The following is a 4,231-nucleotide window of genomic DNA, read 5'->3' on the forward strand; positions in this document are numbered from 1 at the left end:
GGCTCCATCACTACAATCACCACCGCCCCCACACCGCAACCGGCGGCAAACCACCCATCACCAGGTTGACCAACGTCCCTGGGCAGTACACCTAGGCCAGCTAGGAGCGGGAGGCTGGGGCTGTCCACGCCCGCGAGCAGAGCTTCGAGTCCGGCATCGATCAAGCGGTTCGACCCCACCTGGTGGCCGGCGGCCCGCTCGATGGCGAGCCAGCGCAACGGCGCCAGTCGCTCGTTGCCGTTACTCATGGGCACCCCCTGTCTGTCGCCTTCAGCCTGCCTGACCAAGGGCGCGGTTACCAGCGGCTTTCCCGAGGTGGAAACGTGGCGGCAGTAGGTCGGTGGAGCGGCTTTGGGCGGGAGCTGCCATGGGGCGAGAGATCATGGCCCCTTACGCTGGCCGCGAATCGGGCTGGCTCCTCGCCTGCCCGCAATTGCCCGATCGGGGCCATGATCTTAGAGGCTTGCCCCATGGCGGCTGCCTAAAGCCGCGGAGCCGACCGCCCCAGCCACGGCGGGCCCCTCCCACGTCAACCCTTCGCCGTTTCAGCGTGCGGCCGGCGGCCGGGTGGCCGTGGGGCGAAGACAGGAGCGGCGGCCCGGCCGACGGGCCGCGCGCTGCCGCGCTTGCGCGGCAGAAGCGCCTTGATGAAGTAGAGAAACTCTTACCGCGCTGCTCGCTCAGAGGGAGATCGGCTTGTACGCCAGGGCTCGATCAACGACCTTCTCGGCGGTTAGCTCCGGATCGGAGTCCCAGAAGATGTAGTCGCTGACGTGGGGGCATGCGAGTCCGCGTTGCAGTGCGTCCAGGATCGCGTCGGCCTGGTCCTCGTCGGTGACCGAGCCGTCCATCAGGCATTGCACGAGCGGGATGGCCTCACCGCGGCTCATCCTCATGTGGTGTTCGCTGTTCACTACGCCGTGATCAATCGACGGCCGTCATGGCACCTGACGTGGGGTCCGGCCCCGTCCAGCGCATCGAGGAGACGGACCGCGTAGGCCTCGGCCATCAGCTCGGAGGCTTCGCCGGGCGTGATCCACTCAACTGCTGTCGACTCGTCGGAAGTTCGCTCCATGCCACCTGAGGGCTTGCACCGGAAGACCAAGGCCACGACGCCTCGCGTCATGTTCTTGTAGATGCCGGTCAGCTCGTCCACCTCGACGCGGATGCCGGTCTCTTCCCATACCTCGCGAGCAACGCCCTCCTGGGGGGACTCGTTGAGTTCGAGAACTCCGCCCGGGAGCTCCCACCGGCCGTTGTCCGCGCGGCGGATCGCCAGGAGTCGCCCGTCTTCACGCACCACGGCTCCCGCCACCGACACGGAGTGCAGTGGCGTTGACTGGGTCTCGCGGGCGCTGTTACTCATATACAGGAGCATAGGAGAGTGAGAAGGACTGTGGGAACAGCTGTAGGGGGTGGCAGGGCCGTACCGCGGTACGTCCAGATCGCCGAGGAGATCGTCCAGCAGATCCGGGCGGGTGTCCTCAAGCCGGGTGACCTGGTGCCGAGTGAATCCGAGCTGGTGGAGCGTTACGGCGTTTCTGGCGGGACGATCCGTAAGGCCATGGTGGAGGTCCGGGCGAGCGGGCTCGTGGACACGCGCCATGGCAAGGGCTCGATCGTGAAGGACCGGCCGCCCGTGCGGCTGCGTTCCTCGGATCGCTTCCGCGCCTCGCACCGCCGCGGCGGCAAGGCGGCCTACCTCGCAGAGTCCGCCCGGTCTGGCGCCACCGCTAAGGTGAGCGTTCTCTACATCGGTCCGATGGAGGCCCCGGAGGGGATCGCAGAGCGGCTGGACGTTCCCGTCGGCGCCCAGGTGCTCGCCCGGCGACGCCTCTACTTCCGCAACGGCGTCCCGGTCGAGACTGCCACGTCGTACCTTCCGTGGGACGTCGTCAAGGACATCCCCCAGCTGTTCTCCGAGAACCCTGGCCCCGGTGGCATCTACGCCCGCCTGGAGGACGACGGCCATGTCTTCACCGAGTTCGTCGAGACACTTACCGCCCGGCCGGCCGCCAAGGCCGAAGCCTCCGAACTCGCGCTCAGCCCTGGTGCGCCGGTGATTCACCTGCTGCGGAACGCCGTCACCGAACAGGGGCGCGTGGTCGAGGTCTGCGACACACTCATGGCCGCTGACCAGTTCGTTTTCGAGTACCGCATCCCCGCCGTCGACTGACACATCCTCAACTTCTCTCAACCCGCCGGGACTTCTTCGTCGCGGCGGGTTGACTCATGCACAGGAGTGCTGCACCCTTCTTCATGTCACTCATATACATGAGTGACGGAGTCCAACACCTCTAGAGGAGTGATCTCTGTGCGCCAGATCCCCGTCGACACATCCGCCGCCTCCGTGATGGTGGCTCAGCCCCCGCAGCCCAAGGTGAAAGACCGTCGTACCGGTGAGCGCGCGATGGACGCTGAGACCGGTACGACGGTCCTTCGTCCGTGTCAGCGAAGCGGCCGGTCTCCGACTCGTCCGGCTGCACGACGCCCGGCACGGCTGCGCCACCCTGCTCACCGCCGCCGGGGTCGCGCCCCGGGTCGTGATGGAGATCCTCGGCCACAGCCAGATCAGCCTGACGATGGACGTCTACACACACGTCGTGCAGGACACGCAGAGGGAGGCGATCAGTCACATGGACCGGCTGCTCAAGAGGCGGCCCGGCCGTGAGTGACCGCCGCCGTTGATGTCAGCCGTGGATGTCAAAGACCCCCCAACCATGATCGGTTGGGGGCCTTTTCGCTGGAGCCCCCTGTCGGGTTCGAACCGACGACCCCCGCTTTACAAGAGCGGTGCTCTGGCCAGCTGAGCTAAGGAGGCGTTGCGGATGAGTGTAACCGCACTTGAGTGGCCCCGGTCGAGAATTCCCCCGCCCGGCAGCTACTGACAAAACGGGCTGCTGCCGGGTACCGTCGCCTGGAAGTTCACCATGGTGGACTAGACCCATCCTTCCTTTACTCGGATCGTCCGGCACGTTCCTGCCGGTGAAGGGACACATCAGCATGGCCACTGTCACCTTTGACAAGGCATCCCGGATCTATCCGGGCTCCACCAAGCCCGCCGTCGACGGGCTCGACATCGAGATCGCGGACGGGGAGTTCCTCGTTCTGGTCGGCCCGTCGGGCTGCGGTAAGTCCACCTCCCTGCGGATGCTCGCGGGACTGGAGGACGTGGACGGCGGAGCGATCCGGATCGGTGACCGGGATGTCACCCACCTCCCGCCGAAGGACCGGGACATCGCCATGGTGTTCCAGAACTACGCGCTCTACCCCCATATGACCGTGGCGGCGAACATGGGCTTCGCGCTGAAGATCGCGGGAGTGGACAAGGACACCATCCGGCGGAAGGTCGAGGAGGCGGCGAAGATCCTCGATCTGACCGATTACCTGGACCGCAAGCCCAAGGCGCTGTCCGGTGGGCAGCGGCAGCGGGTGGCGATGGGGCGGGCCATCGTGCGGGAGCCTCAGGTGTTCCTGATGGACGAGCCGCTGTCGAACCTGGACGCGAAGCTGCGTGTGTCGACGCGTACGCAGATCGCGTCGCTCCAGCGCAGGCTCGGGATCACCACGGTGTACGTGACGCATGACCAGGTCGAGGCCATGACGATGGGCGACCGGGTGGCGGTGCTGAAGGACGGGCTCCTTCAGCAGGTCGATACGCCGCGGAACATGTACGACCGGCCGGCGAACCTCTTTGTCGCCGGTTTCATCGGGTCTCCGGCGATGAACCTGGTCGAGGTGCCGATCACCGATGGCGGTGTGCGGTTCGGCAACAGTGTGGTGCCCGTTTCGCGTGAGGCGCTGGCCGCTGCCGCTGACCGGGGCGACCGTACGGTGACGGTGGGCGTGCGGCCCGAGCACTTCGATGTGGTGGAGCTGAACGGCGCCGCTGCGGCGCAGTCGCTGTCGAAGAGCGCGGCGGACGCGCCCGCCGGTCTGGCGATGACGGTCAACGTCGTCGAGGAGCTCGGTGCGGACGGCTATGTGTACGGGAGCGCCGAGGTCGGCGGTGGGTTCAAGGACCTGGTGGTCCGGGTGAACGGGCGGAACCTGCCGGCGAAGGGCGCCGAGTTGCATGTCGTTCCGCAGCCGGGTGAGACGCATGTCTTCTCGACGTCGACCGGCGAGCGACTGAGCGACTGAGCGACTGAGCGACTGAGCGACTGACGGTGGTTGTGAGCGGGTGGGGGCGGGGGGTGGGGGGCGGGGGGGGCCGCGGGCGCGCTGTGGG

4 protein-coding genes, 1 tRNA gene and 2 pseudogenes are annotated in these 4,231 nt (G+C 67.0%); 3 read left to right on the forward strand and 4 right to left on the reverse strand.

Annotation, left to right across the window (positions count from 1 at the left end):
• From ACFWI9_RS28040 to ACFWI9_RS28050, 3 genes and pseudogenes are all read right to left on the reverse strand, one after another.
• Positions 1–248: pseudogene (locus ACFWI9_RS28040) on the reverse strand (hypothetical protein); the annotation flags it as partial.
• Positions 249–680: 432 nt separating this feature from the next.
• Positions 681–890 (reverse strand): e9imm peptide, encoded by a 210-nt coding sequence (locus tag ACFWI9_RS28045; protein WP_387166183.1) that lies wholly within the window; start codon positions 888–890, stop codon positions 681–683.
• Between the two features lie 23 nt (positions 891–913).
• Entirely contained in the window at positions 914–1,378 is a 465-nt protein-coding gene (locus ACFWI9_RS28050) for an NUDIX hydrolase (protein WP_387166185.1), read from the reverse strand.
• A gap of 18 nt (positions 1,379–1,396) precedes the next feature.
• Here ACFWI9_RS28050 and ACFWI9_RS28055 point away from each other — a divergent pair, with 18 nt between their 5' ends.
• Positions 1,397–2,176: a GntR family transcriptional regulator gene (locus tag ACFWI9_RS28055; protein ID WP_387166187.1), complete on the forward strand. Its 780-nt coding sequence runs from the start codon at positions 1,397–1,399 to the stop codon at positions 2,174–2,176.
• Between the two features lie 244 nt (positions 2,177–2,420).
• Positions 2,421–2,675: pseudogene (locus tag ACFWI9_RS28060) on the forward strand (tyrosine-type recombinase/integrase); the annotation flags it as partial.
• Between the two features lie 69 nt (positions 2,676–2,744).
• Here ACFWI9_RS28060 and ACFWI9_RS28065 read toward each other — a convergent pair.
• A tRNA-Thr gene (locus ACFWI9_RS28065) sits at positions 2,745–2,821 on the reverse strand.
• A gap of 182 nt (positions 2,822–3,003) precedes the next feature.
• Here ACFWI9_RS28065 and ACFWI9_RS28070 point away from each other — a divergent pair.
• Positions 3,004–4,143: an ABC transporter ATP-binding protein gene (locus ACFWI9_RS28070; protein WP_387166189.1), complete on the forward strand. Its 1,140-nt coding sequence runs from the start codon at positions 3,004–3,006 to the stop codon at positions 4,141–4,143.
• Positions 4,144–4,231: the final 88 nt, after the last annotated feature.

This window comes from Streptomyces sp. NPDC127084, assembly GCF_042724175.1.
Taxonomy (GTDB): domain Bacteria; phylum Actinomycetota; class Actinomycetes; order Streptomycetales; family Streptomycetaceae; genus Streptomyces.

Coding starts and splice junctions, on each gene's coding strand:
- ACFWI9_RS28045 (WP_387166183.1), bottom strand. CDS start 890: ATGAGCCGCGGTGAGGCCATCCCGCTCGTGCAATGCCTGATGGACGGC.
- ACFWI9_RS28050 (WP_387166185.1), bottom strand. CDS start 1,378: ATGCTCCTGTATATGAGTAACAGCGCCCGCGAGACCCAGTCAACGCCA.
- ACFWI9_RS28070 (WP_387166189.1), top strand. CDS start 3,004: ATGGCCACTGTCACCTTTGACAAGGCATCCCGGATCTATCCGGGCTCC.